Source organism: Hydrogenophaga sp. UC242_50, from assembly GCF_042697355.1.
GTDB lineage: Bacteria > Pseudomonadota > Gammaproteobacteria > Burkholderiales > Burkholderiaceae_C > Hydrogenophaga.
Genome location: NZ_CP170553.1, coordinates 1,746,631 through 1,771,029, shown reverse-complemented (window position 1 = coordinate 1,771,029; position 24,399 = coordinate 1,746,631). Strand labels below are relative to the sequence as shown.

Genomic DNA, 24,399 nt, shown 5'->3' with positions numbered 1-24,399 from the left:
TGTGTCAGTGATGTGGCAACGCGAGGCGCTGGTCGATGGCGGCCAGCACGCGGGCATCCACCCCGTGTCCGAGCCCAGGAAACACGTCCAGCGTCACCTCGGCCTGGCACCGGGTCAGCGTGTCGGCGGCATCGCGCGCCAGCCGCACCGGCATCACCGCGTCGGCGTCGCCGTGCATCAGGTGGATGCGCGTGCCCTCCGGGGCAGTCCTCGGGGGCTGCGTGAAGCGGCCGGCGATGGACACCACCGCACCCGCCAGCCCGGGGGCCTGCTGCGTGGACTCCAGCGCCATGATGGCGCCCTGCGAGAAGCCGATCAGCGTGGTGCGCGCGGCCCCCACACCGCTGCGGCGCTGCCAATGCCGCACCGTGTCGGCGAAGCGCGGCATGGCCTCGGCCACGCGCGCGGGCCGGTTGTCTTCGGTGACGCCTACCACCGAGAACCATTGCCAGCCCCGGCCCAGGTCGGCCGGGTCCGGCGAGCGCACGCTGACCACCCAGGCCGCGGGTTGCCGCTTGGCCAGCGCCTGACCCAGGGGCACCAGGTCGCCTGGCTGCGCCCCCACGCCATGGAACAGCAGGATGAGCGCACCTGAAGACACGGCGGGCTGCTGGATGAGGATGACGTCGCTCATGACGCGGTCCCGAAGACGAAGCTGTCCATCGACAACACGCCGTGCGTGATGCCGCCATCGATCACGTCGGCGCGGACGCCCTCGCCCGCCGCCCCAGCCGCCACCAGCAGCGGCAGGAAGTGCTCGGTGGTCGGGTGGGCGCGCTGCGCGTGCGGAGCGTCGTCCAGCGTGCGGCGCACGCGCGGGCTGTCGCCTTGTTGCACGGCCTCGCGCACCCAGGCCACAAACTCGGTGGCGTAGGCCGCGTCGTCACCGTGCCCGCTGCGGAACTCGTAGAGGTTGTGGGTCAGGCTGCCGGAGCCGATCACCAGCACGCCCTCGTCGCGCAAGGGGGCCAGCGCCTGCCCGAAAGCCCAGGCACCGGCCGCGTCCAGCCCGTGCGGCAGCGACACCTGGAACACGGGCACGTCGGCCTCCGGGTACAGGTAGCGCAGCGGCACCCAGGCGCCGTGGTCCAGGCCGCGGTGCTCTTCACCCTGGGCGGTCCAGCCTGCGCGCTTCAACGCGTCCAGCGTGCGGCGGGCCAGCTCGGCGTGTCCAGTGGCCGGGTAGCCGATCTCGTACAGCGGCTGCGGAAAACCACCGAAGTCGTGGATGGTGGCGGGCTGCTCGCTCAGGCCCACGCGCGCGCCGCGCGTCATCCAGTGCGGCGAGACGATGAGCACCGCCTTCGGCGTGGGCAGGGTGCGCCCGAGCGCGCTCAGTTTCGGGCCAGCGAGGCCGGGCTCCAGCGCGAACGTGGGGGCGCCGTGGGATACGAACAGGGTGGGCAGGCGGTTCATGAAGTGCTCCTTCAACAGGTCGATGGAGGGACTTTAAAAGTTCCACATCCAGAGATAAACATGCTTCAATGAGACAAACTGTTCCTTATTCAGAGACAAATGGACCGATTGGAAGCGATGAGGGTGTTTGCCGCGGTGGTCGATGCCGGCAGCTTTGTCGCGGCGTCCGACGCCCTGCCCATGTCCAAGGCGGCGGTGTCGCGGCACGTGGCGGAGCTGGAGTCGCACCTGGGCGTGCGCCTGCTCAACCGCACGACGCGGCGGCTCTCGCTCACGCCGGAAGGCGAGGTGTTCCACACGCGCTGCAAGGAGGTGCTGGCCTCGGTGGACGAGGCCGAGGCCGAGATCACCTCGCGCAGCGGCGAGGCCACCGGGCTGCTGCGCGTGAACGCGCCCTTCACCTTCGGCCTGCTGCACCTGGCGCCGCTGTGGGTGGCCTTCATGGCCAGCCATCCCAAGCTCACGCTGGACGTGACACTGTCGGACCGCGTGGTCGATCTGGTGGAGGAAGGTTTCGACATGGCGGTGCGCATCGCGCGCCTGCCCGACTCCAGCCTGGTGAGCCGCCAGATCGCGAGCACACGCCTGGTGCTGTGCGCCTCGCCCGGCTACCTGCGCCAGCACGGCACGCCCCGCCACCCCGCCGAGCTGGCGCAGCACCAGGTCGCCGCCTACAGCCTGTTCTCCATGGGCGACCACTGGAGCTTCACCGGGCCGCAGGGGCCGGTCTCGGTGAAGGTCTCGCCCCGGCTGCGCTGCAACAACGGCGACACCTGCCGCCTCGCGGCCCTGCGCCACCAGGGCATCGTGCTGCAGCCTTCCTTCCTCGTGGGCCCGGACCTGCAGGCCGGCACCCTGGTCGAGCTGATGCCCGAGTTCCGCTCCATCGAGCTGGGCGTGTACGTGGTCTACCCCTCGCGCAAGTTCGTCTCGCCCAAGGTGCGCCTGCTGATCGACTTTCTGGTCGAGGCCTTCCGCATGCAGGCCTGGCCGACGCAGAAACGCGCCAAAGGGCGCAGCCGCGGCGAGCGCTAGCGCCGCACGGGGCGCGAGCGCCGCTGCTTGGGCAGGTCCAGCGCCGCGAGGTTGGCCTTGGCGCGCTCGGCCAGGCGGTCCATCAGCCCGTCGAGTTGCGCGACCTCCTCCGGTTCCAGCGCCAGCAGCAGCTGCCGGTTGAGCTCCACCACCACGGGCAGAAACTCCTCGTGCAGCGCGCGGCCCTTGTCCGTCAGGGACACCTTCGCCTGCCGGCGGTCGCTGGGAATGACCTCGCGAGCGGCGAGTTCGAGGTCGACCAGGGTCGTGACGATGCGCGAGGTGCGCGCGCGGTCCAGTTGCGCCAAGTCCGCCAGCTCCGACGACAGCACCGGGCCGTGCCGGGCCAGCACCACGATCAGCCGCCACTCGCGGCGCGACACGCCATAGCGGGCCTGGCACAGCCGCCCCACGGGCGCGACGGCCGCCGCCTGAAGGCGGGTCAGGCGGTAGAGAAAGAGTTCACCCATCACACATCGACTCCACCAGTGAATACCCTGAGCATAGTTGTATTGATCAACCAATCCAGGAGGGCATAGATTCGAAAAAGGCACCCGAACATCATCCAGGAGACTCCCATGCCATCCCCCCATTCCCCTGTGCGCGTCCTCTTGCTCGCCCTCGCGGCCGGCCTGGCCGCGCCCCAGGCCCTCGCGCAGACCTGGCCGAGCAAACCGGTGACCCTGGTGGTGGGCACACCGGCCGGCGGCGCGGTGGACGTGTACGGCCGCGCGCTGGCCGATCAGTTGGCGAAACAGACCGGCGGCACCTTCGTGGTGGAGAACAAGGGCGGGGCCAACGGCAACCTCAGCGCCGAGCAGGTCCGCAACGCGGCCGCCGACGGGCACACGCTGTGGATCAGCACCCAGGCCATGTTCACCATCAACCCCTCGGTCTACCCGGCCCTGCGCTGGAAGCAGTCGGACTTCAAGCCCATCGCCAAAGGCGTGGAGAACCCGCTGGTGCTGGTGACCCACCCGTCCGTGCCGGCCAGGACGCTGCCCGATCTGGTGAAGTGGGTGGCGGCCAACCCGGGCCAGGTCACCTACGCCTCGTTCAGCCCCGGCACGCCGTCGCACTTCCTGGGCTTCCAGCTCAACGAACGCTTCAAGCTGGACATGGTGCACGTGCCCTACAAGGGCAGCGCACCGCAGATCACCGACCTGCTCGGCGGCCAGGTGCGGCTGGGTTTCGCTCAGTTGCAGGCCGCGCTGCCGCACGTGCAAAGCGGCAAGCTCCACGCCATCGCGGTCACCTCGCGCGAGCGCACCCGCTTCCTGCCCCAGGTGCCCAGCCTGGCCGAACTGGGTTACCCGGACCTGGGCGCCACGGTGTGGTTCGGCCTCATGGCCCCGTCGGCCACGCCCAAGGCGGTGGTGGACCAGATCCAGGCCGCCACGGTGAAGGCGCAGGCCGACGCGGACTACAAGGCCAGGCTGGAAGCGCAGGGCTTTGACGTGCCGCGGGAGAATGGCGAGGCCTTCGCGGCCACCATCGCAAGCGAGACGGCGCGCTGGGCCCAGGTGGTCAAGGCCACGGGTTTCAAGGCCAACGACTAACGCGTCGGTGTTTCGCTCGTCAGCGCGAACGCGCTGGCGCGCACCGGCTCGAACGGCCGGATCTCGTACTGCAGGCCGCAGGCCAGGCAGGGGTTGTCGGCCGAGAGGCGCGCGGCTTCTTCCAGGCTGGTGGCGCGCACGAACCAGAAGCCGCCCACCACCTCCTTGGCCTCGGCGAACGGGCCATCGACGATGCGCTCGCGCGTGACCAGTTTGCCGTCGCGCGCCAGCCGCTGGCCCGAGCGCATCACCCCCCGGGCCACCAGCTCGCCGTGCCACACGTAGAAGCGGTCGATCGCGGCCTGGATCTCCTCGGGCGACTTGTCGGCGTCCCACTGGCCGCGCGAGATCACCAGGAATTCCCTGGGTTCGAGGTCCGAGCTCATATCGCCACCCCGGCCGGTGGTTGCGGCGTGCGTTGCGCCGGGTCGTAGAAGAACTGCTCGGACACGATGCGTTCGCCCTCCCAGCGCTGCCAGGCCAGTTCCTCCATCTCGGTGACCGACTCGTCCCGCCAGACGAAGCGGAACCGCCAGCGGATCACCACGTGGTCGCCGTGGACGAGCACCGGGCGCACACAGCGCGACTTGATGGACGCCGCGCGCGCCATCACCTGGCGCTCGCCGGCCACCAGCTGGTCGCGGCCCACGCGCGGCGGCGCCTGGTTTTCCTGCATGGTGGCGTGCGGCGCGTAGAAGTCTTCGATGGCCTGGTCGTGCGCGTTCTGCTCCACCAGGGCGATGAAACGTTCGAGGGTGTCGGGGTTGGGCATGGCGGTGGGTGGGTTCAGTCGTTGGGGGCCCGCAGCATCAGCGATGCGAAGCCGAGGTGGTGCATGGTCTCGCGCAGGATGAGCACGTAGGCCGCGAATTCGGGCTGCGGCGGCAGGCCCGAGGAGGTGGCGGGCCGGCCGAGCGAGACCGCCGCGATCTGGTTGAACACCTGCTCGATGTCGTCGATCAGGAGCAGCGCGCCACCGGCCTCGCGCTCGTGCACCAGGCGGCGCAGCTCGTGCGCGGCGGCGTCCGACGTCACCAGCTGGGAGCCGCGCGGCAGCTGCCGCAGCAGCGGCATGACGGCATTTTCCACGTGTTCGATCGCGGTCTCGATCTCCAGCGCCGTGGGCGGCGTGTGCTTGAACGGGCCGTTGCCCAGCGCGCGGGTGCCGATGTCCAGCATCCACTCCAGGCTGCCCCCTTCGACGGGCTCGGTCGCGATGAAGGTCTCCTGCTTGCCGATCTCGATGTGGGTGCGCGCCTCACGCATGCCGGCCTCCGTTCGCCTGCCGCGCCGAGATGCGCTGCGCCACCCGCGGCGCCTGCAGGGCGATGGTGCGCAGCAGGCCGCCGGGCTGGCGCACGTCGAAGCCCACGAAGTGCAGGCCTTCGAGCGCGCCCTCGCCGCTCAGTTGCAAGGGGATGCCGCGTTCGTCCAGCGGCAAGGCGGTGCGGGGAAAGAGTTCACCCAGCGCCGCGTCGTAGCCGGTGGCCAGCAGCACGGTGTCGAACGGGTGTTCGCTGCCGTCGGTGAACCGCACCCCGCCCGACGTGAGGCGCTGGATGCCGGGGTAGACCAGGATGTCGCCGGTCTTGATGCGCTGCACCGTGCCCACGTCGATCACCGGCGTCTTGCCCTCCTCGCGCAACTGGCGCAACGGCGAGACGCTCGCGCTGGGCAGGCCGTGGCGGCGCAGGTCGCCCACGGTGAGGTTGCGCAGCAGCACGGCCAGCGCATCGCCCAGCACCGGCGGCAGTTGGCTGAGCATGAGGCTGGAGAGCTGCGCGGGCCGGCCGAGCACGTCGCGCCGCACGATGTTGACCGGCGAGCGCACCGAGAGCGCGGTGCGCACGCCGTGTTCCACCAGGTCCAGCGCGATCTCGGCACCGGTGTTGCCCATGCCGACCACCAGCACGCGCTGGCCCTTGAAGGGCGCGGCGTTGCGGTAGCCGCGGCTGTGCAGCAGGCGGCCCTGGAACACGTCTTCGCCCGGCAGGCGGGGGGCGCGCGGCTGGCGGTTGGCGCCGGTGCGCCACCACCACGTGGTTGGCCGACAGCTGGCGCCCATTCGCCAGCGCCACCTGCCAGGGCGCGCCCGGGCCCTGCCGGGGTTCGATCGCCGTCACGTTCTGTCCCAGCGTGGGCTCGATGCCATGCTGGCGCGCGTAGGCGACCAGGTAGTCCACCACCCCCTGGCGCGGCACGTAACGCGGCGCGTCGTCGGGGAATGGCCGGCCGGGCAAGGCCGAATGGGTCTTGACGGTGTGCAGGTGCAGGCGCTCGTAATGGTGGCGCCAGGACGAGGCGATGTCCTGCGCGCGGTCGATCACCAGCGGGCTGTGCCCGCGCTGCACCAGGCAGGCCGCCACCGCCAGACCGGCCGGGCCGGCACCGACGATGATCACGTCGGCTTCCGTCTCGGGGTCGAGGGGGGCGTGGTTGGAACCGCGAAATGGCTCGGTGTGGAAATCGGGCGGGTCGTATTCCATGGCGGTGCCGTTATTTTCAGCCAGTTTGGCCGGCACCCTTTGCGCACGCCATGGGGCTTTCACCCACACGCAGGCGCCAAACCTGTCGCACAATGCCTCGCTTCAAGCCTCCGCCAACGGGCCTTGCCACAGCACCTGGGCATGGGCCTCCAGCACCACGGCCCCCTGCTGGTTGACCGTCTCACCCGCCAGCTCCACCACCCACTGCCCCGCCTGCCGGCTTTCGCGCAGGCGCTGCACCGTCCAGGTCGCGCGCAGCGTGTCGCCGGGATAGACCGGCAGCCGGTAGCGGTTGTGCTGCTCCAGCAGGGCGATGCGGCTGCGGGCGAAGCGCGCGCCGATGGCGCTGGCCATGATCGCGGCGGTGACCGCGCCGTGGAAGATGCGGCCGCGCAGGCCCGCATGGGTCGCCGCGCCGTCGCTCACGTGCACCGGGTGCGTGCCCTGGGTCAGGCGCACCGCCTGTTCCAGGTCGTCGCCGGAGAGCTCGCGCGCCAGGCCGAACCGCTCGCCCAGCGCCACCCCGGGGCCGCTGGCCGGCTCAGTCAACGCGGGCTCCGGATTCGCGCACGATGCGGCCCCACTTCGCGTGGTCCTCCTGCAGCAGGCGGGCGAACTCCTCGGGGCTGTTGGGCCGCGCCACGGCACCGATGGTCAACATGGATTTCTGCATGCCCGGGTCGTCGAGCGCCTTGCGGATCTCCGCGTTCATGGCCATCACGATCTCCGCCGGCGTGCCCTTGGGGAACAGCACCCCCAGCCAGGGGCTCGCGACGAAGCCCGGCATGCCGGCCTCGATCAGGGTGGGTGCATCGGGCAGTTGCGGCACGCGCTTGCCGGAGGCCACGGCGATCAGCTTGAGCCGCCTGGATTCGATGTGCGGCACCGTGACCGTGAGGGTGTCGAAGCTGAGCATCACGTTGCCGGCCACGAGGTCCGCGATCGAGCGCACGCTGCCCTGGTAGGGGATGTGCATCATGGTGATGCCGGCCTCGCGCTTGAGGCGCTCCATCGCCAGGTGCGACAGCGTGCCGTTGCCCACCGACGAGTAGTTCAGCTTGCCGGGGTTGGCCTTGGCATAGGCCACCAGTTCGGCCAGGGTGTTGAACGGCGCCGACGGGTGGGCCACCAGCGCGAGCGGGATTTCCATCGCCACGCCGCTGGGCGCGAAGTCGGTGAGCGGGTCGTAGCCGACCGACTTGTACAGGTGCGGGTTGGTCACCAGCGAGGCCGTGGCCGCCAGCACCATGGTGTAGCCGTCCGGCGGCGACTTGGCCAGGTGGGCCAGGCCCAGGCTGCCGCCCTGCCCTGGCCGGTTCTCGACCACGAAGGGCTGCCCCATGAACTGCGACAGCCGGTCCGCCAGCAGGCGGGCCACGATGTCGGTGGCCTGCCCGGCGGGAAAGCCCACCACCAGTTTCACGGGACGGTCCGGGTAACGGCCGCCCTGCGCGCCGGACAGGCCGGCGAACAGGGTCAGCGTCAGCAGCAAAACAAGCCAGCGCGCGGTTTTCATGTTGTCTCCTCGTCGGTTGTCGGGGTCTACAGCTCGGGGGCCACGGCGATCACGGTGCGGCCGGTGTTGCGGCCCTCCACCACGTCCTTGATCACCTGGGGCAAGTCGTCGAAGGGCTTGACCTGCGCGATGCGGCCCAGGTGGCGCGGGCGCAGGTCGCTGGCCAGGCGGCGCCACACGTGTTCGCGCAGCGCGGGCTCGTTGTCGGAGTTGACGCCGATGAGCCGCACCCCGCGCAGGATGAAGGGCATGACGGTGGTCACCAGTTCCTGGCCCGCCGCGTTGCCGATGCTGGCGATCACGCCGTCCTTGTTCGTGGTGCGGGTGAGCGCGGCCAGGGGTTCGCCGCCGAGCGAATCCACCGCGCCGGCCCACAGCGCCTTCTCCAGCGGGCGGGTGGCGGCCGCCAGGTCGCTGGCCGCGACCACCTCGCTGGCGCCGAGTGCCTTCAGGTAAGGCGCCTGCGCGGGTTTGCCGGTGACGGCCACCACCTCGTAACCCCGCTGGGCCAGGATGTCGATGGCGATGCTGGCCACACCGCCGGTGGCGCCGTTGACGAGCACCCGGCCCCGCCCGGGCGCCAGGCCATTGAGCTCCATCAGGTCCACCGCCAGGGCCGCCGTGTAGCCCGCCACGCCGATGGTGATCGCGTCCAGCGCGCTGAGCCCGGGCGGGATCGGGTTCACCCAGTCGGCCGGCACGCGGGTGCGGGTGGCGTAGCCGCCGTGCTGCGACACCCCGAAGCCGTGGCTGTGCACGATGACGGCGTCGCCCGGCTGGAAGCGCGGGCTCTGCGACCACTCCACCGTGCCCACGGCATCGATGCCGCCCACGCAGGGAAAGCGGCGGATGATGCGCCCGCGCCCGGTGGCCGCCAGCGCGTCCTTGTAGTTGACGCTGGCGTGGTGGATGCGCACGACCACGTCGCCCGGGTCGAGCTGCGACGGCGTCAAGGTGGTGAAGCGGGCCTGCACCGCGTCCGCGCTGCCTTCGATCAGATACGCCCGGATGGGGTCGTCCATGGTCACTCCTTTTGCTGGGGTTCAGATCACGCCGGCGGCCCGCAGGCCGTCCAGCTGGGCGTCGGTCAGGCCGAGTTCGCGGAACACGGCCTGGTTGTGCTGGCCCAGCGAAGGGCCGGCGTGGCGCACCGCGCCCGGCGTCTCGGAGAACGCGGGCACCACGCTCTGCATGCGCACCGTGCCGAGTTCGTCGTCGGGCACGCTGACGATGGCCTGGCGCGCGGCGAAGTGGGCGTCTTCGAAGATGTCGGCGATGTCGCAGATCGGGCTGAACCCGACCTCGTTGGCCTCCAGCATGCGCCCCAGCTCGTCGATGCGGTGCTTCGCGATCTCCGCCGCGAGCGCCTGGTCGAGCTCGGCCCGGTGGGCCACGCGGTCGCGGTTGGTGGCGTACCTCGGATCGCTCACCAGATCGGGCCGGCCCAGGGCCGCGCACAGGCGTTCGTAGATGCGCTGCGTCGAGGCGGCGATCGAGGCCCAGCGCCCGTCGGCGGTCTGGTACACATTGCCCGGCGCCGCGTACTGGCTGGTGTTGCCCGAACGGCCGCGCACCACGCCCAGCTGGTCGTACTCGATCGGCAGGAAGTCGAGCACGCGGAACATCGACTCCATCATCGAGCAGTCGATCTCCTGGCCGGGCCGGTCCTCACCGCCCTCGCGCTGGTGGTGCAACGCCGCGAGGATGCCGATGGCGCCGAACAGGCCCCCCACCGCATCGGCGATCGGAAAGCCCAGGTGCAAGGGCGGGCGGTCGGCCTCGCCGCAGAGGTTGGTGAAACCCGTCATGGCCTCGAACACGCGCGCGAAGCCCGGCCGGTTGCGGTACGGGCCGGTCTGGCCGAAACCGGTCAGGCGCAGGATGACCAGCCGTGGGTGGATGCCGTGCAACCAGTCCTTGGTGATGCCCCACTTGTCCAGCGTGCCGGGGCGGAAGTTCTCGACGAGCACGTCGTGCTCGGGCAGCAGGCGGCCCAGCAGCTCGCGCCCCTCGTCGCGCCGCAGGTCCAGCGTGATGCCGCGCTTGTTGCGGTTGGCCGCCTTCCACCACAGCGGCACACCGTCCTTGTAGGGCGGCAGGGCGCGCAGCGGGTCGCCCACGCCGGGCATCTCGACCTTGAGCACATCGGCGCCCAGGTCGGCCAGCAAGGTCGAGGCCCAGGGGCCGGCAATCACGGTGGAGAGGTCCAGGATTCGCAGCCCCTGCAGGGGCCCGGCGGCGGCGGTGCTCATGTCTCGAAATCCTTGTGATGGGTCGGTTTCGATGCCAGTTTAGGGAGCGGATGCAAAATACAGAATTCGCATAGGAGGCATTTCAGACATGCTGATTCCGGATCGCAAAGGTTTGCAGATCGAAGACCTGCGCCACTTCGTCCAGGCCGCCGAACACGGCAGCCTCACGGCCGCGGCCACGGCCGCCGGCGTGGCGCAGTCGGCCTTCAGCCGCCAGCTCTCGCGCCTGGAAGCCACGCTGGGTGGGCGCCTGCTGCACCGCACCGGCCGGGGCGTGGTGCTCACCGAACTGGGTCGCCATGTGCTGCCGCGCGCGCACGCGCTGCTGGCCGACGCCTCGGCCCTGGTGGAGGAAGCCGGAGGCAACTGGCAGCGGCCCACCGGGGTGGTGAACGTGGGCCTGCTGCCGTCGATGTCGCGCCCCATGACCGGCCGCCTCTACGCCCGCGTGAGCGAGGCGTTCCCCGACATCCAGCTGCGCGTGGTCGAGGCCTACAGCGGGCAGATCGAGGTGATGCTGGCCGAGGGTCACATCGACGTGGGCACCTTCAACCGCTACCGCCCCCTGCAGCGCGAAAACCAGGACGCGGTGCTGTCCTCGCCCCTGTGCCTGATCGCCGCGCCCGGGGGCCCGCACAGCGGCAAGGCCTCGGTGCGCTTCTCGGCCCTGGCCGGCCTGCCGCTGGTGATGCCGATGCGGCCCAACAGCCTGCGCGCCCTGTTCGAGGAAGTGGCGGGCCGGCGGCGCCTGTCCATGCACGTGGCCCTGGAAGTGAGTTCGGCCACCGCGATGAAGGACGCCGTGATGAGCTGCGGCCTGCATGCCACGCTGCCCGCGCACGCGGTGCAGGACGAACTGGCCAGGGGCCTGCTGGAGTGCATGCCCATCACCCACCCGGCGATCCGGCAGACCACCTTCATCGATGTGACCCGGCGCCGCCCCGCGTCCTCGGCGGTGCGCGAGGTCGCGCGGCTGCTGTCGGGGCTGGTGCGGCAGCTCGGCGCCTAGGCGCCCGGCAGCGCGGCCGCGCGCGCGCGCAGGAATTCCTTCTCGCGCTCGTTGCCCGCGAGGTCGGCCGCGCGCTCGAACTCGGCGCGCGCCTCGCCGTCGCGCCCCAGCTTGGCCAGCAGGTCGCCGCGCACGCTGGGCAGCCAGTGGTACTGGCGCAGCGCCTTGTTCTTCAGCAGCGCGTCCACCAGCACCAGGCCGGCGGCCGGCCCGGCGTGCATGGAGATGCGCACCGCGCGGTTGAGCTCGACCACCGGCGAAGGCGCCACGCGCGCGAGCTCGCCGTACAGCGCGGCGATGCGGGCCCAGTCGGTGTCGGCGGAACGCACGGCGCGCGCGTGGCAGGCGGCGATGGCCGCCTGCAGGTGGTAAGGGCCCGGCTCGGCGCCGATCAGGTCGGCGCGGTCCAGCGCGGCCAGGCCGCGGCGGATCAGCAGGTGGTCCCAGCGGCTGCGGTCCTGGTCGGCCAGCAGCACCGGGCGGCCCTTGGCGTCGGTGCGCGCGGCGGTGCGCGAGGCCTGGATCTCCATCAGCGCCAGCAGGCCCTGCACCTCGGGCTGTTGCGGCGCGATGCCGGCCAGCATGCGGCCCAGGCGCAGCGCCTCGTCGCACAGCGCGGGGCGCATCCAGTCGCCGCCGCTGGTGGCCGTGTAGCCCTCGTTGAACACCAGGTACACCACCTCGAGCACCGAGGCCAGGCGCTCGCCCAGCGCGTCGCCGCGCGGCACCTCGAACGGCACGCCGGCCTCGCTGATGGTGCGCTTGGCGCGCACGATGCGCTGCGCGATGGTGGCCTCGGGCACCAGGAAGGCGCGCGCGATCTCGTGCGTGCTGAGCCCGCCCAGCAGCTTGAGCGTGAGGGCCACGCGCGCGTCGGTGGAGAGCACCGGGTGGCAGGCCGTGAAGACCAGGCGCAGCAGGTCGTCGCCGATGTCGTCCTGCCGCGCCTCGTCCAGCGCGTCCACGAAATCGGGCACGTGCGTGGCGCCCAGGGCTTCGAGGTCGGCGGCGATGCCGTCGTGCTTCTCGTCGGCCATCTGGCGGTGGCGCAGGTGGTCGAGCGCGCGGCGCTTGGCGGTGGTCATGAGCCAGGCGGCGGGGTTGTCGGGCACGCCGTCCCTGGGCCAGTGCTCCAGCGCGGCCACCAGCGCGTCCTGCGCGAGCTCCTCGGCCACGCCGATGTCGCGCACCACCCGCGCCACGCTGGCCGTGATGCGCGCGGACTCGAGGCGCCAGACGGTGGCGATGGCCTGGTGGACACTGGAATGCATGGGCCGAATTTACATCTGCGCGGGGGCGGCGCTCATGTCCATCCAGAACACCTCCCATTGGTGGCCGTCGAGGTCGGCGAAACCGTGCTGGTACATGAAGCCGTGGTCCATCGGCGCGTTCGGCGTGGTGGCGCCGGCGGCCACCGCCTTGGCCACCACCTCGTCCACCTGGGCGCGGTGGTCGACCGAGAGCGCCACCAGCACCTCGGTGGCCTTCTTCGCGTCCGAGATCGGCAGTTTGGTGAAGCCCTGGAAGAAGGGCTCGACCAGCAGCATGGCGAAGATGTTCTCGCCCACCTCGAGGCAGGCGCCCTGCTCGTTGGTGAACTGCGGGTTGAAGTTCAGGCCCAGCGACTTGAAGAAGGCCTGCGAGCGGGCCATGTCCTTGATGGGCAGGTTGACGAAGATCTGGCGAAACATGGTGTTTCCTTTCGAAGGGTGAGGGGGTGAAGAAGGTTCAGGACGCCGCCGGCTTCTCGGCCAGGGACTTGAGGTAAGACAGGCCGGCCTCGAAATCGCGGCCGATCATCTGGTCCATGTTCATGAAGACGCCGATGAGCCGCGCGATGAAGGGGCTGGGGCCATCCATGGCCCAGGTCACGCGGGTGGCCTCGCCTTCGGGCACCAGGCTGAAGGTGACGACGTTGTGGCCCTCGAAAGGCTCGAACATGTCGAGCTGCATGGTCACGCTGGAGGGCGCGCTGGACGCGGTGATGCCGATGCGGCCCTTGCCCACGTCCTTGTTGCCCTGGAACTCGTACACCGCGCCGGTGCCGGCGGTGGGCCCGCTGTACTGGCCCTGCATGGCCGGGTCCTTGCGGGCGTAGGGGTTCCAGGTGTTGAAGCGCTGCAGGTCGTTGATGAGCGGGTGCAGCCGCTCGGCGCTCGCCTGGATGGTGGTGGAGCGCTCGACGTGGAAGCGGTCGGGCCGGCTCGCGGCGTACAGCAGCAGGGCGGCGATGCGCACGCCGATCAGCAAAGCAAGGATCTTGAGCATGGTGGCGGCTCCTCAGCGCTGGGGGTTGTGCATGGCGTCGAGCTTCTTGAAGTCTTCCAATGGCTCGCTGGGCGGGAAATCCTCCATCTCGTAGAGCTGGCGCAGTTCGATCACGGCCTCCTTGCCGGCGCCCGCCGGGTTGGGGAAGCGGCGGCTCCACTCCATCGCCTCTTCGCGCGAACGCACCTGGATCAGGGTGTAGCCGGCGATGAGTTCCTTGGACTCGGCGAACGGGCCGTCGACGACGCGCTTCTTGCCGTCGGCGCTGTACTGGATGCGCCAGCCCTTGCGGCTGGGGTGCAGGCCCGAGCCGTCGAGCAGCACGCCGGCCTGGGCCAGTTCCTCGTGGTAGCGGACCATCTCGGCCATCAGCGCCTCGTCGGGCGCGGGCGAGGTCTCGGCTTCGAATTCGTCGCAGGACTTGACGATGATCATGAATCGCATGGTGGGTCTCCTGGAGAGGGGTTCAGGGGTGGTCGAAGGCGTGCTGCAGGGCCGCGATGTCGAGCTTGCCCATGGCGAGCATCGCCAGCGTGACGCTCTGGCGCCGCGCCGCGTCGGGGTGCTGCAGCTGGGCCATGAGCTGCTCGGGCACGACCTGCCAGGACAGGCCGTAGCGGTCCTGCAGCCAGCCGCAGCGCTCCTGCTCGGGCACGGCCGAGAGGTGTTGCCAGTAGTGGTCCACCTCCTGCTGCGAAGTGCAGCGCACCAGGAGGGAGATCGCGGGCGAGAACCGGAAATGCGGCCCGCCGTTGAGCGCGGTGTGCGGCTGCCCGTCGAGTTCGAAATCGATCGTGAGCACCGTGCCCTCGGGCAGCTGGGCGCCAGGACCGTAGCGGGTGATCGCGCCGATGCGCGAGTTCGGGAACACCGACACGTAGAACCGTGCGGCCTCCTCGGCCTGTGTGTCAAACCACAGGCAAGGCTGGATGCGGGCGGGTGCGTTCATCAAGAACTCCTGTTGAAATGGGGATCTTCAACAGGCACGACGAACCAGCCCCGCGGTTTTCGACAAGCGCCGACAGAAACACCCCAGGAAAAACCCTGAGGCCGGGATTCAGCCCCGGCTGTCGTCGTAACACGGCCCCAGGGCGCGCACCTCGACGGTGGCCCATTCGGCGGCCGGGCACTCCTGGGCGATGGCCACGGCCTCGTCCATGCTGGCGCAGTCCAGCAGGAAAAAGCCGCCGATCATTTCCTTGGCTTCGGCGAACGGCCCGTCCACCACCTGGGCCTTGCCGCCGCCGGTGTGCACCCGCACCCCCTGGGACTGGGAGGCCAGCGATTCCGCCGCCAGCAGCTTGCCGCGCGAGCGCAGCGACTCGCCGAAACGCTGCATGCTGGCGTACGCCTCGCGGCCCTGGGCCTCGGTGCGCGTGCCGCGCTGGCCGGCCGGTTCAAGGATCAGGAGCATGTGGGACATGGAGCGCCTCGTTTCACTGTGCACAAGCCCTCCATGCTAACGCCTCACCCCGCCACCCGATGGCCCACAATGCCTTTCCATGAACCCTGCCAACTTCGAGGCCTTTCGCCTTCAGGCCCTGATCGAAGGCTACGACGAGGTGATCGAGCGCGAGTGGGCGCCCTTCACGGTGCTGGACATGCACACCCACCCCTTTGCCGCCAAGGCGGTGGTCACGCGCGGCGAGATGTGGCTGACGGTGGGCGACCTCACGCGCCAGCTGCGCGCGGGCGACACCTTCCAGATCGACGGCGAGGTGCCGCACGCCGAGCGCTATGGCGCCGAGGGCGCCACCTATTGGGTGGCGCGGCGCAAGGACTGACCGAAAACGCTCAGTCCAAATAGGCCTCGGCCTGCCGGATCACGGGCGACCAGCGCGCGATCTCCTGGCGCAGGTGCTTGCCCAACCCTTCGGGCGTGGCCTTGTCCTTGCTCACGGGCAGGGCGCCCAGCTTCTGCAGGCTGTCGCGGAACGCCGGGTCGGCCAGGCCGTCCTGCAGCGCCTTCACCAGCTTTTCGGTGACGGGCCTGGGCAGGTTCTTCGGCGCGTACACGCCGTGCCAGACCGTGACCTCCAGCCCGTCGATCCCCTGCTCGCTCAGCGTCGGCAGCTCGGGCAGCGAGGGCAGGCGCTCGCGCGTGGTGCTGCCGTAGGGCTTGACGCGCGCGGCCTGGATCGGGCCCAGCGTGGTGGTGATCTGGTCGCACAGCAGCTCCACCTGGCCCCCCTGCAGGTCGGCCATGGCGGGCGCGGCGCCCTTGTAGGGCACGGTGGTCATGGCCAGGTTCAGCCGGCTCATCAGCATCAGGCCGCACAGGTGCGAGGCCGTGCCGATGCCGGCGTTGGCGAGGTTGATCTTCTTCTGGTTGAGCGTGATGTACTGGTGCAGCGCCTTGAAACCGGTCGGTTCGAGGTCGCGCTTGCCCACCAGCGTCATGGGCACGTCCGCCACCTGGCCGATGAAGTCCAGGTCGGTGGCCGGGTTGAAGCGCAGCGAGCGCGAGAGCGCGGGCAGCGTGGACATGCCGATGTTGTGGATCAGCAGCGTGTAGCCATTGGCTTCGGCGCGCACCACGGCCTCGGTGCCGACGATGCCGCCCGAGCTGGCGCGGTTCTCCACCACCACCGGCTGGCCCAGCGACTTGCCCATGGCCTGGGCCAGGTGGCGCGCGACCACGTCGGTCGGCCCGCCGGCCGAGAACGGCACGATGAGCGTCACTGGGCGCTGGGGGAACTCCTGGGCCAGCGCGGCGCTGCCCAGGCCCAGCGCGATGGCCAGGGTGAATATCCGTTTCTTCATCTTTGTCTCCTTCGTTGTGGTTCGGTCGATGGGGTCGCGGCGGTCTCAGGCCTCCGTCTTCTCGGTCCATTCGCGGTCCGCGTTCAGCAGGGGGTCGCGCACCAGCACGCCGTCGCGGTACAGCTGCCCGATCTCGTCGTCGTCCAGCCCGGCGAGCGACTTGAGGATCTCCTCGTTGTGCTCGCCCAGCAGGTCGGCGCGCAGGCCTCCCGGCACGCGCCACGCGGAGAAGCGCGCGGGCGGGCCCGGGATGTCGAAGCGGCCGATGTAGGGGTCGTGCACCTCGCGCACCACGCCGCGTTCGCGCAGGTGCGGGTGCGCCATGGCCTCGCGCAGGGTGAGCACAGGCGCGCAGGGAATGCGGTGGCGTTCCAGCGCGGCGATGGCCTCGTCGCGCGTGGTGAAGCCGGCCAGCCAGGTTTCGAGGAGGTGCTTGAGCGCCTCGTTGTGGTCGCGCCGCAGCGCGGCGGTGGCGAAGCGCTCGTCCTTCAGCAGCTCCGGCTGGCCCAGCGCCTCGACGAAGGCCGCCCACTGGTGCGGCAGCGTGCGCCAGCGTGAGGTAGCTGCCGTCGCCGCAGCGGAAGATGCCGGTCGGCCCGCCGTCGGGGTGCTGCGAGCCGGTGCGCACCGGGGTGTGGTTTTTGCGCAGGCTCACGCGCGGCACCGCCACCTCGTGCATGTTGAAGTAGGTGTCGAGCAGCGAGGTCTCGATGTACTGGCCCTCGCCGGTGCGCTCGCGGTGCAGCAGCGCGAAGCCCACCGCCATGGCCGCCGCCACGCCGGTGGAGGCGTCGCCGATGGCCGATGGTGATCAGCGCGGGCTCGCCGTCGCGCTCGCCGATCAGGTCGGTGATGCCGGCATAGGCCTGGGCCACGTAGTCGTAGCCCGGCTTCTGCGCCAGCTCGCCGGCCTGGCCGGCCAGCGAGATGGAGCACATCACCAGCCTCGGGTTGATGGCCTTCAGCTCGTCGTAGCTCAGACCCGCGCGCGCCATCACGCCGGGCGAGAAGTTCTCCACCAGCACGTCGAACTTCGGCACCATGGCCTTGATGAGTTCGCGAGCGCGCTCGCTCTTGAAGTCCAGCGCCAGGCTTTTCTTGGAGTGGTTGTGCTGGATGAAGTAGGTGCTCTGCGAGCAGCGCTTGTGCTCGGGCTGGTTGGAGCGCAGGCCGCCCACGCGGGTGCGGTCGCCGAAGGGCGCGAGCTCGAGCTTGACCACCTCGGCGCCCATCTCGGCCAGGATGCGGGTGCAGGTCGGGCCGGCCACGATCTGCGTGATGTCGAGCACGCGGTAGCCGGTGAGCATGGGGGTCTTCTGGGTCATGGGGTCTTTTCCGAGGGGGAGAACTGGCCGGCGCCGAACAGGTTGTCCCAGCGCTCGCCGGTGGGCTTGGCGCCGGAGCGGTCGACCTTCTCTTCCAGCACGGCCAGGCCGCGCTGCACCGCCGGGCGCGCGCGCACCACCGCGTACCAGCGCTGCAGGTGAGGGAAGTCGGCGAGGTCCTGGCCCTGCCACTTGTGGGCGCGCAGCCAGGGGTAGGTCGCCATGTCGGCGATCGAGTACTGGTCGCCCGCGAGGTACTCGGCCTCGGCCAGGCGGCGGTCGATCACGGTGTAGAGCCGGCGCGCCTCTTTCGTGTAGCGGTCGATCGCGTATTCGATCTTCTCGGGCGCGTACTTGCGGAAGTGGTGCGCCTGCCCGAGCATGGGGCCGACCCCCCCCATCTGGAACATGAGCCACTGCACCACGTCATAGCGCGCGCGCAGGTCCTGCGGCAGGAAGGCCCAGCCCTGCTTCTCGGCCAGGTACATCATGATGGCCCCCGACTCGAACAGCGCGATCGGCGCGCCGCCCGGGCCCTCGGGGTCCACCAGCGCGGGGATCTTGTTGTTCGGGCTGATCCTGAGGAACTCGGGCCGGAACTGCTCGCCCTTGCCGATGTGCACGGGAATGACGCGGTAAGGCAGGCCCAGCTCTTCCAGCAGGATGGAGACCTTGTAGCCGTTGGGCGTGCTCCAGAAGTAGAGATCGATCATGGGCGGTGATGATGGTGCGCATGGCCAAGGTGCGCCAATACCGTGTCGGGCTTGGGGCATCGTGAAAAGATATGGAGCCCCCCAAGGGCCGATAGGACAATGGCCCGATGGAAATCCGCCAGCTCAAGTACTTCGTGCGCATCGTCGAACTGGGCAGCGTCTCGCGCGCCGCCGCCGACCTGTTCATCGCCCAGCCCGCGCTCAGCCACCAGATGGCGAACCTGGAGGACGAGCTCAAGGTCAAGCTGCTCTCGCGCAGCGTGCGCGGCGTCTCGGCCACCGAAGCGGGCGAGGTGTTTTACCGCCACGCGCGCGCCATGCTGCGCCAGATGGAGCGCATGCGCACCGACGTGCAGCACGCCGGCGACTACCCGCAGGGCCTGGTCTCGGTGGGCCTGCCCAGCAGCGCGGCCACGCTGCTCGCGCCTTCGCTGATCGCCGAGGCCGCCGCGAAGTACCCCGACATCCAGCTGCAGATCACCGAGAGCCTGAGCGGCCACCTGGAGGAGCTGGTGGTCAACGGCCGCATCGAGATGAGCCTGCTGTTCGAGCCGCTGGCGCCGGACACCGGCACGGCGCGCCAGAAGGTCTCCAGCCACCTGGACGTGCGCCCGCTGCTGATCGAGGACCTGTTCCTGATGTCGGCGCAGGGCGTGGGCGATGGCGACACGGTGTCGCTGGCCCAGGCCGCGCCCTGCGCGCTGGCCCTGCCCGGCCGCTCCAACGTGACGCGCCAGATCATCGACGCGGCCTTCCAGGCCGCCGGGCACGAGATGCGCGTGCTGGCCGAGCTCGACTCGCTGGCGCACCATCCGCGCGGTGGTGCGCCAGCGGCGTGGGCGCCACCATCGGCTCGGCGGCCATTCCGGGCGGCACGGCCGGCCTGCGCGTGCAGCGCATCACCGAGCCGGCTCTGCAGCGCCGCCTGTCGCTGTGCACCTTCGACATCGTGCCCCTGAGCAGCGCGGCGCACCGCATCGTCGAGCTCATCACCGAGGTCACGCACCGGCGGGTGGAGGCGGGCCAATGGCCCGGCGCCTCGCCCGTGCCGCCCCCATAGGACGGCGCGATACCGCCACGTCAAAGACCTATTTCCCCCCGCGCGGACCCGCTGCCTACACTGCGGCGCACATTTCCAACGGTGGGCCCATGACTGCAAAGATCCTCGACGGCGTGGTCGTTCTCGACCTCACGCGTTTTTTCTCCGGCCCCCAGGGCACGCTGTTCCTGGCCGGCCTGGGCGCGGAGGTCATCAAGATCGACGACCCGAAAACCGGCGACCCGACCGCCTTCGCGCCGCCCTTCGCGGGCCCGCAGGGCGTGAGCTTCCAGCGCCAGACCGACGAGGACATGGGCATTGCCTACCTCAAGCGCGCGCGGGGCAAGAAGTCGGCCACGCTCAACCTCAAGAGCGCCGAGGGGCGCGAGATCTTCCTGCGCATGGTGCGCCACGCGGACGTGGTGGTGGACAACTTCAGCGCCGGCGTGGCCGAGCGCCTGGGCGTGGGCTACGCGGCGCTGAAGGAAGCCAACCCGCGCATCGTGTACTGCTCGCTCACCGGCTACGGCGCCACCGGGCCGGACCGCCACCTCAAGGCCTACGACCTGATGGTGCAGGCCGCCGTGGGCCTGATGAGCATCACCGGCCAGCCCGGCAGCGCGCCCACCAAGGCCGGCTCGCCGGTGTCCGACGCGATCTCGGGCGTGTTCGCGGCGCTGGGCATCGTGGCCGCGCTGCTGCACCGCGACCGCACCGGCGAGGGCCAGGCCATCGACGTGTCCATGGCCGACTGCCTGTTCTCGCTGATCTTCGACGAGCCGCTGGACTGCTACCCGCAGCTCGGCCTGCAGCCCCAGCAGGGCAACCGCATCATGCGTTTCTCGCCCTTCAACGCCTACCGCACACGCGACGGTTGGGTCACGCTCGGCGCGGCCACGCACGACGACTGGCTCGCGCTGCTGGAGGTGATGGAGCGCCGCGACCTCCAGGACGACCCGGACATGATGTCGGTCGCCTGGCGCCTGGCGAACAACGCCCAGGTGGACGAGGTGGTCGCGTCGTGGGCGCGGACCATCACCACCGAGGAGGTCGAGGCCCGCCTGGCGCAGGCCAAGCTGGCCTGCAGCCCGGTGCGCGACATCCACGGTGTGCTGCGCTGGGACCAGATGGTCCAGCGCCAGATGGCGGTGCCGCTGTGGAACCCGCTGAGCCGCTCCACCATGGTGGCCGCGGGCTCGGGCTTTCCGATCAAGTTCAGCGCCGCCCCGGGCGGCTACGACCAGCCGGCCCCGCTGCCGGGCGCGCACAGCGACGAGGTGCTCACGCGCCTGGCCGGCCTGGACGCGGCGCAGATCGAGGCCTTGCGCGGGGCGCGGGTCGTCTGACACCCACCCCCCAAAAAAGCGCCGGCTCGAAGCCGGCGTTTTGTGAAGGGGCGCGGGAGAAACGCTCAGGCGGTGGCGCGCGCCAGCTCGTCTTCCATGAAATCGAGCCGGTCCTTGCCCCAGAACATCTCGTCGCCCACGAACATCATGGGCACGCCGAACACACCGCGCGCCACCGCGTCGTCCGTGCTCTTGGCGAGCTGGGCGCCGGTCTCGTCGCTGGCGCTGGTGGCCTCGAACCAGTCCGGGTCCACGCCGAGCCGCTCGGCGATGGGGCGCAGGCCCGCGTATTCCACGATGCCCGCGTTGCCCTGTTCCCAGTAGGCCTCGAGCGCCGCTTCGACGAAGGGCAGCTCCAGCCCCTTCTGGCGCATCGCCAGCGAACCGCGCAGCACGCGGCTGGACTTGATCGGGAACTGGAGCGGAATCTGGAACGGCAGCTGGTGCTTCTCGGCCCAGCGCATCAGGTCGCGCTTGCGGTAGCGCAGCTTGGCCTTGGACTCTTTCATGAGCTCGTACTCGTTGTTGCGGAACACGTAGCCCAGGTTGTAGGGGTGCAGCACGAGTTCGGCGCCGTGGCGCGCCACGATGGGCTGGAGGAGCTTGAACGCGAAATAGGTGTTCGTGCTGCCGATGTCCCAGTACAGATCGACGTGTGGCTTGGTCATGCGCTTTCCATGGTGGCTGTTGAGTGGCCCACAGTCTAGGAAGCGCGGCGCGCGCTGACCAATACGGAATGGCGATTCGGGTATAGGGCCGCGTTATGGGGCGCCGGCCGGCTCCAGCAGCACGTACAGGCCCATCACCGGTTTCTGCTGGTCTTCGCGCAGCGGCGCCTGCCAGGTCTGGCGCACCTGGAAGCCGTGCGCCCGGGCCAGGCGCTCCACATAGGCCGGGGCATGCGCGTAGCGCAGGCTGGGCCGCAGTTGCAGTTCTTCGGCGCCGGTGGCGAGTTCGACCGAGAAGGCGAAACAGCCCGAGGGCGCGAGGCGCTCGCGCACCGCGGCGAAGACGCCGTCGAGCGCGCCCACGTAGATGAACACGTCGGCGGCGATCACGAGGTCGGCGGGTTCACTTTGCGAGCGCAGGAATTCGAGCAGCTCGCCCTGCACCACCTGGCGGTAGGCGCCGCTGGCCCGCGCCTGCTCGACCATGGCCTGGGCCAGGTCCACGCCGTCCACCGCGTCGGCGTGCGGGCGAATGAGCTGGCCGCACAGGCCGGTGCCGCAACCCAGGTCCAGCACCAGCGGGTAGCGCCGGCCGCCCACGCGCAACGGCGCCAGCAGGGTCTCGTGCGCCTGGTACTTCAGCTGGTGGATCAGGTGGTGCTGGAAATCGTCGGCGTACTCGTCGAACAGCGCTTCCACGTAGGCGCGCGGCGGCTGCGGTGGCGTGGCCTCGCCGGCCTTCACCGAGGCGAGGTAGAAGCGGTGCAGGGTTTCGTCGCCACCGTGGGCCAGGGCCTGCTCGAAGCAGCGCGCGGCCTCGGCGTGCCGGCCGGCGTCGCGCAGCACGCTGCCACGCTGGCTCCAGGCCTCGGCCAGGGTCGGGTCGAGCGCGAGCGCCCGGTCCAGCGCCGCCAGCGCGTCGTCGGGCCGGTCCAGCCGCAGCAGGCACATCGCCAGGGACAGGTGGATCTGCGCGGTGGACGCCCCCAGCCGCACGCCCTGCTGCAGCGCGTGCGCGGCGCCGGCCCAGTTCGACAGGGCTTCGTGCGAGAGGCCGAGCGCGACCCAGGCGTCGCGGTGGGTGGGGTCGGCCTGGGTGGCCTGCGCCAGCGTGGCCACGGCCTCGGGCCAGCGGCCCAGGCGGCACTGGGTCACGCCCAGGTCTGCCAGGATGGACGGCCGCCCCGGCACCAGGGCCAGCGCGGCCTCGTAGCGGCTCTGCGCCTCGTCGAGCCGGTCGGCCTCGAAGAGGGCGTTGCCTTCGAAGAAAAAGGCCTTGGCCTGTTCGGTGGGGTCGGTGGCGTTGCTCATGCGGCAACCTTACACCACCGCCCTCAGCTGTTCGGCCACGGCCGCCGCGAAGGCCGGGTCGTTGATGTGAAACGGCAGCGGGATCAGCCGGTGCGCGTCGCTCGCCTCGAACAGGCGCTCCAGCGTGTCGAACAGCACCGCGTTGGCCTCGGGCGCGTGGAAAGCCAGGCCGGGCGCGTCGATCATGGACAAGCCGCCCAGCGGCAGCAGCAGGCGCACCGGGCCCCGGGCGCGGTTGAGCTGTTCGGCGATGCGCCGCGCCGCCGCCTCCAGCTCCTGGGCGTTGCTGCGCATCAGCGTCACGTTGGCGTTGTGCACGTGGAAGGTGCGGCCCTGGTGCCGTTCGGGAATGGTGGACGGCGCGCCCCAGTTGATCATGTCCAGCGCGCCCACCGAGCCCACCCAGGGCAGGCCATGGCGCGCGGCGGCGTCGAGCCGGTTCGGCCCGGCGTCGCACACGCCGCCGGCCAGGTGCTGACCCACCTCGGTGGTGGTGATGTCGACCACGGCGCGCAGCATGCCGGCGGCGGCCAGGGCCTCCAGCGTGCGACCGCCCGCGCCGTTGGCGTGGAACACCTGGGTGTCGAAATCGGCCTCGAGCAGCCCGCGCACAGCCTGCACGCAGGGCGTGGTGACGCCGAACATGGTCAGGCCGATGGAAGGCTTGTCGGCCCCGTGGTCCGTCGGCGCGTGGTGCTGCAGCATGCCCACCAGCGCGTGCGCCGCGTTGGCCAGGATGGTGCGCGAGAGCCGGTTGAGGCCGGCGATGTCGGTCACCGGGTACATCAGGGTGAGGTCCACCACGCCCACGTAGGCCGAGACATCGCCGGCCGCCATGGTGGAGACCAGCAGCTTCGGCATGCCGATGGGCAGCAGGCGCATGGCCGGCGCGATCATGGAGCTGCCACCCGAACCACCCACGCCCAGCATGGCCTGGATCCCGCCTGCGCCCAGGCGCTCGCGCACCAGCGCGCTCAGCGCCTCGCTCATCGCGATCACCGCTTCGCCCCGGTCGGTGGGCTCGAACACGGCGGCCGCGCCCTTGGGGTGGTGCCGCGCCACGGCGGCGGCGTCGATGTCGGCCACGCCGCTCGCGCTGCGCGTGCCGATGTCCACCGTCAGCACGCGCACGCCGGCCGCGCGCAGCAGGCCGGCGAGGTAGTCCAGCTCGGCGGCCTTGGTGTCGAAGGTGCCCACCACCCACGCGGCGGCTGGCGCGGTGGTCATCGGGTCTTGCCGTGGTGCGCGTTGACGCACTCGAAGAAGGTGCGGAAGGTGCCTTTCACGCGCTCCACCGCCTCGGCCTCCTGGTCGGCCGGCACGTCCCACTCGGCCCACCACTCACCGAAGCAGCGGTTGCCTTCGGTGATGGGCAGCAGGTGCATCTCGGCCACGTAGTTCTTCCAGTCGGCGTCGATGTGCAGGATCCTGTAGCGGCAGCGGTGCGTGTCGTCGGACAGCGCGAGCAGCTGTTCGCGCAGGAAGCCGCCGCCGTCGCGCACGGTGAAGTGGCGCACGCAGCCGACCTGGTCGGCCGGTTTGCCGTCTTCGATGTAGGAGTTCTCGAAGTACGGGTGGTAGTTGCCGAGCGCGCCGAAGTCGCGCAGGTAGGCCCACGCCTCCTCCAGCGTCGCGTCCATCACCGCGCTCACGTAGACCCTGGCCATGTCCTGTCTCCTGTGGTGGTTCGAAT

29 protein-coding genes and 3 pseudogenes are annotated in these 24,399 nt (G+C 70.5%); 6 read left to right on the top strand and 26 right to left on the bottom strand.

Features of this window, described 5'->3' with window-relative positions; translation table 11 throughout:
- Positions 1–4: 4 nt before the first annotated feature.
- Positions 5–634, bottom strand: coding sequence for an esterase (gene ypfH, locus ACFJGX_RS09120; RefSeq protein WP_382321877.1), 630 nt, complete (start codon positions 632–634; stop codon positions 5–7).
- Positions 631–1,416 carry a dioxygenase gene (locus ACFJGX_RS09115; RefSeq protein WP_382321878.1) on the bottom strand — a complete coding sequence of 262 codons (786 nt, stop codon included), beginning with the start codon at positions 1,414–1,416 and terminating at the stop codon, positions 631–633. Before ACFJGX_RS09115 ends, ypfH begins: the two co-directional genes overlap by 4 nt.
- Positions 1,417–1,515: 99 nt before the next feature.
- Between ACFJGX_RS09115 and ACFJGX_RS09110 the strand changes: the two genes are divergently transcribed.
- Entirely contained in the window at positions 1,516–2,451 is a 936-nt protein-coding gene (locus ACFJGX_RS09110) for a LysR family transcriptional regulator (RefSeq protein ID WP_382321879.1), read from the top strand.
- On the opposite strand, the gene ACFJGX_RS09105 is transcribed toward ACFJGX_RS09110, so the two are convergent.
- Positions 2,448–2,921, bottom strand: coding sequence for a MarR family winged helix-turn-helix transcriptional regulator (locus tag ACFJGX_RS09105; protein WP_382321880.1), 474 nt, complete (start codon positions 2,919–2,921; stop codon positions 2,448–2,450). The two genes, ACFJGX_RS09110 and ACFJGX_RS09105, sit on opposite strands and share 4 nt — an antisense overlap.
- Positions 2,922–3,029: 108 nt before the next feature.
- Here ACFJGX_RS09105 and ACFJGX_RS09100 point away from each other — a divergent pair, with 108 nt between their 5' ends.
- Positions 3,030–4,010 carry a Bug family tripartite tricarboxylate transporter substrate binding protein gene (locus ACFJGX_RS09100; protein WP_382321881.1) on the top strand — a complete coding sequence of 327 codons (981 nt, stop codon included), beginning with the start codon at positions 3,030–3,032 and terminating at the stop codon, positions 4,008–4,010.
- Here ACFJGX_RS09100 and ACFJGX_RS09095 read toward each other — a convergent pair.
- The 9 genes and pseudogenes from ACFJGX_RS09095 to ACFJGX_RS09055 all read right to left on the bottom strand — a co-directional run bounded on the left by ACFJGX_RS09095 (position 4,007) and on the right by ACFJGX_RS09055 (position 10,264).
- Complete coding sequence (locus tag ACFJGX_RS09095; protein WP_291111225.1) at positions 4,007–4,396, bottom strand: YciI family protein; 390 nt, start codon at positions 4,394–4,396, stop codon at positions 4,007–4,009. The two genes, ACFJGX_RS09100 and ACFJGX_RS09095, sit on opposite strands and share 4 nt — an antisense overlap.
- Complete coding sequence (locus ACFJGX_RS09090) at positions 4,393–4,782, bottom strand: nuclear transport factor 2 family protein (protein WP_382154332.1); 390 nt, start codon at positions 4,780–4,782, stop codon at positions 4,393–4,395. The genes ACFJGX_RS09095 and ACFJGX_RS09090 overlap by 4 nt, the downstream gene beginning before the upstream one ends.
- Positions 4,783–4,796: 14 nt before the next feature.
- Positions 4,797–5,276: a hypothetical protein gene (locus ACFJGX_RS09085; RefSeq protein WP_382321882.1), complete on the bottom strand. Its 480-nt coding sequence runs from the start codon at positions 5,274–5,276 to the stop codon at positions 4,797–4,799.
- Positions 5,269–6,075 (bottom strand): NAD(P)-binding domain-containing protein, encoded by an 807-nt coding sequence (locus ACFJGX_RS09080; RefSeq protein ID WP_382328244.1) that lies wholly within the window; start codon positions 6,073–6,075, stop codon positions 5,269–5,271. Before ACFJGX_RS09080 ends, ACFJGX_RS09085 begins: the two co-directional genes overlap by 8 nt.
- 22 nt (positions 6,076–6,097) lie before the next feature.
- Positions 6,098–6,496: pseudogene (locus tag ACFJGX_RS09075) on the bottom strand (FAD-dependent oxidoreductase); the annotation flags it as partial.
- A 102-nt stretch (positions 6,497–6,598) separates the two neighbouring features.
- The gene (locus ACFJGX_RS09070) at positions 6,599–7,045 is read right to left on the bottom strand and encodes a MaoC family dehydratase (RefSeq protein ID WP_382321884.1); all 447 of its coding nucleotides are present in this window, start codon (positions 7,043–7,045) and stop codon (positions 6,599–6,601) included.
- The gene (locus ACFJGX_RS09065) at positions 7,038–8,012 is read right to left on the bottom strand and encodes a Bug family tripartite tricarboxylate transporter substrate binding protein (protein WP_382325727.1); all 975 of its coding nucleotides are present in this window, start codon (positions 8,010–8,012) and stop codon (positions 7,038–7,040) included. Before ACFJGX_RS09065 ends, ACFJGX_RS09070 begins: the two co-directional genes overlap by 8 nt.
- Positions 8,013–8,038: 26 nt before the next feature.
- Positions 8,039–9,034: an acryloyl-CoA reductase gene (locus ACFJGX_RS09060; RefSeq protein WP_382328242.1), complete on the bottom strand. Its 996-nt coding sequence runs from the start codon at positions 9,032–9,034 to the stop codon at positions 8,039–8,041.
- A 21-nt stretch (positions 9,035–9,055) separates the two neighbouring features.
- On the bottom strand, positions 9,056–10,264 hold the full coding sequence (locus ACFJGX_RS09055; protein ID WP_382321885.1) for a CaiB/BaiF CoA transferase family protein: 1,209 nt from the start codon (positions 10,262–10,264) through the stop codon (positions 9,056–9,058).
- A gap of 88 nt (positions 10,265–10,352) precedes the next feature.
- Here ACFJGX_RS09055 and ACFJGX_RS09050 point away from each other — a divergent pair, with 88 nt between their 5' ends.
- Positions 10,353–11,273 (top strand): LysR substrate-binding domain-containing protein, encoded by a 921-nt coding sequence (locus ACFJGX_RS09050; RefSeq protein WP_382154311.1) that lies wholly within the window; start codon positions 10,353–10,355, stop codon positions 11,271–11,273.
- Here the strand turns inward: ACFJGX_RS09050 and ACFJGX_RS09045 are convergent.
- From ACFJGX_RS09045 to ACFJGX_RS09020, 6 genes are all read right to left on the bottom strand, one after another.
- Entirely contained in the window at positions 11,270–12,544 is a 1,275-nt protein-coding gene (locus tag ACFJGX_RS09045; RefSeq protein ID WP_382328240.1) for an RNA polymerase sigma factor, read from the bottom strand. The genes ACFJGX_RS09050 and ACFJGX_RS09045 overlap by 4 nt on opposite strands.
- 9 nt (positions 12,545–12,553) lie before the next feature.
- Positions 12,554–12,964, bottom strand: a complete 411-nt coding sequence (locus ACFJGX_RS09040; protein WP_382154305.1) for a VOC family protein — start codon at positions 12,962–12,964, stop codon at positions 12,554–12,556.
- 37 nt (positions 12,965–13,001) lie between these two features.
- Positions 13,002–13,541 (bottom strand): SRPBCC family protein, encoded by a 540-nt coding sequence (locus ACFJGX_RS09035; RefSeq protein WP_382328238.1) that lies wholly within the window; start codon positions 13,539–13,541, stop codon positions 13,002–13,004.
- A gap of 12 nt (positions 13,542–13,553) precedes the next feature.
- Positions 13,554–13,985: a YciI family protein gene (locus ACFJGX_RS09030; protein ID WP_291111214.1), complete on the bottom strand. Its 432-nt coding sequence runs from the start codon at positions 13,983–13,985 to the stop codon at positions 13,554–13,556.
- Positions 13,986–14,007: 22 nt separating this feature from the next.
- Positions 14,008–14,490 (bottom strand): VOC family protein, encoded by a 483-nt coding sequence (locus tag ACFJGX_RS09025; protein ID WP_382154299.1) that lies wholly within the window; start codon positions 14,488–14,490, stop codon positions 14,008–14,010.
- Between the two features lie 108 nt (positions 14,491–14,598).
- Entirely contained in the window at positions 14,599–14,964 is a 366-nt protein-coding gene (locus tag ACFJGX_RS09020) for a YciI family protein (RefSeq protein ID WP_291111210.1), read from the bottom strand.
- Between the two features lie 79 nt (positions 14,965–15,043).
- On the opposite strand from ACFJGX_RS09020, the gene ACFJGX_RS09015 reads away from it, so the two are divergent.
- Positions 15,044–15,325 carry a cupin domain-containing protein gene (locus tag ACFJGX_RS09015; protein ID WP_382154296.1) on the top strand — a complete coding sequence of 94 codons (282 nt, stop codon included), beginning with the start codon at positions 15,044–15,046 and terminating at the stop codon, positions 15,323–15,325.
- 10 nt (positions 15,326–15,335) lie between these two features.
- On the opposite strand, the gene ACFJGX_RS09010 is transcribed toward ACFJGX_RS09015, so the two are convergent.
- The 4 genes and pseudogenes from ACFJGX_RS09010 to ACFJGX_RS08995 all read right to left on the bottom strand — a co-directional run bounded on the left by ACFJGX_RS09010 (position 15,336) and on the right by ACFJGX_RS08995 (position 18,342).
- Positions 15,336–16,304, bottom strand: coding sequence for a tripartite tricarboxylate transporter substrate-binding protein (locus ACFJGX_RS09010; protein ID WP_382154293.1), 969 nt, complete (start codon positions 16,302–16,304; stop codon positions 15,336–15,338).
- Between the two features lie 45 nt (positions 16,305–16,349).
- Positions 16,350–17,070, bottom strand: a pseudogene (locus ACFJGX_RS09005) (CaiB/BaiF CoA transferase family protein).
- A 103-nt stretch (positions 17,071–17,173) separates the two neighbouring features.
- Positions 17,174–17,611 (bottom strand): annotated as a pseudogene (locus ACFJGX_RS09000) (CoA transferase); the annotation flags it as partial.
- 14 nt (positions 17,612–17,625) lie between these two features.
- On the bottom strand, positions 17,626–18,342 hold the full coding sequence (locus ACFJGX_RS08995) for a glutathione S-transferase N-terminal domain-containing protein (protein WP_382328236.1): 717 nt from the start codon (positions 18,340–18,342) through the stop codon (positions 17,626–17,628).
- 107 nt (positions 18,343–18,449) lie between these two features.
- Here ACFJGX_RS08995 and ACFJGX_RS08990 point away from each other — a divergent pair, with 107 nt between their 5' ends.
- A complete protein-coding gene (locus tag ACFJGX_RS08990) occupies positions 18,450–19,301 on the top strand; it encodes a LysR family transcriptional regulator (RefSeq protein ID WP_382328234.1) in 852 nt (283 codons plus the stop codon).
- Between the two features lie 190 nt (positions 19,302–19,491).
- Positions 19,492–20,727: a CaiB/BaiF CoA transferase family protein gene (locus ACFJGX_RS08985; protein WP_382154282.1), complete on the top strand. Its 1,236-nt coding sequence runs from the start codon at positions 19,492–19,494 to the stop codon at positions 20,725–20,727.
- Positions 20,728–20,792: 65 nt separating this feature from the next.
- Here ACFJGX_RS08985 and ACFJGX_RS08980 read toward each other — a convergent pair whose 3' ends face one another.
- The 4 genes from ACFJGX_RS08980 to ACFJGX_RS08965 form a co-directional block, all read right to left on the bottom strand.
- Positions 20,793–21,395, bottom strand: a complete 603-nt coding sequence (locus ACFJGX_RS08980) for a 2-hydroxychromene-2-carboxylate isomerase (protein WP_382321892.1) — start codon at positions 21,393–21,395, stop codon at positions 20,793–20,795.
- A 93-nt stretch (positions 21,396–21,488) separates the two neighbouring features.
- Entirely contained in the window at positions 21,489–22,706 is a 1,218-nt protein-coding gene (locus ACFJGX_RS08975) for a tetratricopeptide repeat protein (protein ID WP_382328232.1), read from the bottom strand.
- 9 nt (positions 22,707–22,715) lie between these two features.
- On the bottom strand, positions 22,716–23,933 hold the full coding sequence (locus tag ACFJGX_RS08970) for a Tm-1-like ATP-binding domain-containing protein (protein ID WP_382321894.1): 1,218 nt from the start codon (positions 23,931–23,933) through the stop codon (positions 22,716–22,718).
- Positions 23,930–24,373 (bottom strand): SRPBCC family protein, encoded by a 444-nt coding sequence (locus tag ACFJGX_RS08965; protein WP_382154270.1) that lies wholly within the window; start codon positions 24,371–24,373, stop codon positions 23,930–23,932. Before ACFJGX_RS08965 ends, ACFJGX_RS08970 begins: the two co-directional genes overlap by 4 nt.
- Positions 24,374–24,399 lie beyond the last annotated feature (26 nt).

What these genes read in the sequence shown, in the direction of transcription:
- ACFJGX_RS09095 (WP_291111225.1), bottom strand. Translation starts at nt 4,396, where the DNA reads ATGAGCTCGGACCTCGAACCCAGGGAATTCCTGGTGATCTCGCGCGGC.
- ACFJGX_RS09060 (WP_382328242.1), bottom strand. Translation starts at nt 9,034, where the DNA reads ATGGACGACCCCATCCGGGCGTATCTGATCGAAGGCAGCGCGGACGCG.
- ACFJGX_RS08975 (WP_382328232.1), bottom strand. Translation starts at nt 22,706, where the DNA reads ATGAGCAACGCCACCGACCCCACCGAACAGGCCAAGGCCTTTTTCTTC.
- ACFJGX_RS09105 (WP_382321880.1), bottom strand. Translation starts at nt 2,921, where the DNA reads ATGGGTGAACTCTTTCTCTACCGCCTGACCCGCCTTCAGGCGGCGGCC.
- ACFJGX_RS08995 (WP_382328236.1), bottom strand. Translation starts at nt 18,342, where the DNA reads ATGATCGATCTCTACTTCTGGAGCACGCCCAACGGCTACAAGGTCTCC.
- ACFJGX_RS09040 (WP_382154305.1), bottom strand. Translation starts at nt 12,964, where the DNA reads ATGTTTCGCCAGATCTTCGTCAACCTGCCCATCAAGGACATGGCCCGC.
- ACFJGX_RS09080 (WP_382328244.1), bottom strand. Translation starts at nt 6,075, where the DNA reads ATGGGCGCCAGCTGTCGGCCAACCACGTGGTGGTGGCGCACCGGCGCC.
- ACFJGX_RS09085 (WP_382321882.1), bottom strand. Translation starts at nt 5,276, where the DNA reads ATGCGTGAGGCGCGCACCCACATCGAGATCGGCAAGCAGGAGACCTTC.
- ACFJGX_RS08985 (WP_382154282.1), top strand. Translation starts at nt 19,492, where the DNA reads ATGACTGCAAAGATCCTCGACGGCGTGGTCGTTCTCGACCTCACGCGT.
- ACFJGX_RS09015 (WP_382154296.1), top strand. Translation starts at nt 15,044, where the DNA reads ATGAACCCTGCCAACTTCGAGGCCTTTCGCCTTCAGGCCCTGATCGAA.
- ACFJGX_RS09035 (WP_382328238.1), bottom strand. Translation starts at nt 13,541, where the DNA reads ATGCTCAAGATCCTTGCTTTGCTGATCGGCGTGCGCATCGCCGCCCTG.
- ACFJGX_RS09050 (WP_382154311.1), top strand. Translation starts at nt 10,353, where the DNA reads ATGCTGATTCCGGATCGCAAAGGTTTGCAGATCGAAGACCTGCGCCAC.
- ACFJGX_RS09100 (WP_382321881.1), top strand. Translation starts at nt 3,030, where the DNA reads ATGCCATCCCCCCATTCCCCTGTGCGCGTCCTCTTGCTCGCCCTCGCG.
- ACFJGX_RS09090 (WP_382154332.1), bottom strand. Translation starts at nt 4,782, where the DNA reads ATGCCCAACCCCGACACCCTCGAACGTTTCATCGCCCTGGTGGAGCAG.
- ACFJGX_RS09045 (WP_382328240.1), bottom strand. Translation starts at nt 12,544, where the DNA reads ATGCATTCCAGTGTCCACCAGGCCATCGCCACCGTCTGGCGCCTCGAG.
- ACFJGX_RS08965 (WP_382154270.1), bottom strand. Translation starts at nt 24,373, where the DNA reads ATGGCCAGGGTCTACGTGAGCGCGGTGATGGACGCGACGCTGGAGGAG.
- ACFJGX_RS09010 (WP_382154293.1), bottom strand. Translation starts at nt 16,304, where the DNA reads ATGAAGAAACGGATATTCACCCTGGCCATCGCGCTGGGCCTGGGCAGC.
- ACFJGX_RS09110 (WP_382321879.1), top strand. Translation starts at nt 1,516, where the DNA reads ATGGACCGATTGGAAGCGATGAGGGTGTTTGCCGCGGTGGTCGATGCC.
- ACFJGX_RS09055 (WP_382321885.1), bottom strand. Translation starts at nt 10,264, where the DNA reads ATGAGCACCGCCGCCGCCGGGCCCCTGCAGGGGCTGCGAATCCTGGAC.
- ACFJGX_RS09020 (WP_291111210.1), bottom strand. Translation starts at nt 14,964, where the DNA reads ATGTCCCACATGCTCCTGATCCTTGAACCGGCCGGCCAGCGCGGCACG.
- ACFJGX_RS08970 (WP_382321894.1), bottom strand. Translation starts at nt 23,933, where the DNA reads ATGACCACCGCGCCAGCCGCCGCGTGGGTGGTGGGCACCTTCGACACC.
- ACFJGX_RS08990 (WP_382328234.1), top strand. Translation starts at nt 18,450, where the DNA reads ATGGAAATCCGCCAGCTCAAGTACTTCGTGCGCATCGTCGAACTGGGC.
- ACFJGX_RS09030 (WP_291111214.1), bottom strand. Translation starts at nt 13,985, where the DNA reads ATGCGATTCATGATCATCGTCAAGTCCTGCGACGAATTCGAAGCCGAG.
- ACFJGX_RS09115 (WP_382321878.1), bottom strand. Translation starts at nt 1,416, where the DNA reads ATGAACCGCCTGCCCACCCTGTTCGTATCCCACGGCGCCCCCACGTTC.
- ACFJGX_RS08980 (WP_382321892.1), bottom strand. Translation starts at nt 21,395, where the DNA reads ATGACCAAGCCACACGTCGATCTGTACTGGGACATCGGCAGCACGAAC.
- ACFJGX_RS09065 (WP_382325727.1), bottom strand. Translation starts at nt 8,012, where the DNA reads ATGAAAACCGCGCGCTGGCTTGTTTTGCTGCTGACGCTGACCCTGTTC.
- ypfH (WP_382321877.1), bottom strand. Translation starts at nt 634, where the DNA reads ATGAGCGACGTCATCCTCATCCAGCAGCCCGCCGTGTCTTCAGGTGCG.
- ACFJGX_RS09025 (WP_382154299.1), bottom strand. Translation starts at nt 14,490, where the DNA reads ATGAACGCACCCGCCCGCATCCAGCCTTGCCTGTGGTTTGACACACAG.